The following is a 222-nucleotide window of genomic DNA, read 5'->3' as shown; positions in this document are numbered from 1 at the left end:
GACGCGTCAGGTTCAGGCGATGTATGTCCGCCATGCGGGGACAGCGGAGCGACAGCCCTTTGACGGCTGGTGTAAACCGCTGGGCTTTGATGACGACGATCGTCTGTGGCCGAAGGGCGCGTCAGCGTTCAGTGGCTATCAGCTGCTGCTGGAGTATTTCAGCTTCCGGGAAAAATTCATGTTTGTCGGGCTCCGGGGGCTGGAGCAGCTTGTGCTGGCACC

Annotated in this window: 1 protein-coding gene; it reads left to right on the top strand. The window is 60.4% G+C overall.

What is annotated here, in order from left to right; all coding sequences use genetic code 11:
• On the top strand, window positions 1-222 hold a 222-nt coding region (locus AAIR21_RS28275; protein ID WP_434682898.1), incomplete at both ends, for a type VI secretion system baseplate subunit TssF.

Origin of the sequence: Enterobacter sp. PTB, assembly GCF_051130085.1 — a bacterium.
GTDB classification, from domain to species: Bacteria; Pseudomonadota; Gammaproteobacteria; order Enterobacterales; family Enterobacteriaceae; genus Enterobacter; species Enterobacter ludwigii.
This window is presented reverse-complemented; position numbering and strand designations above follow the sequence as displayed.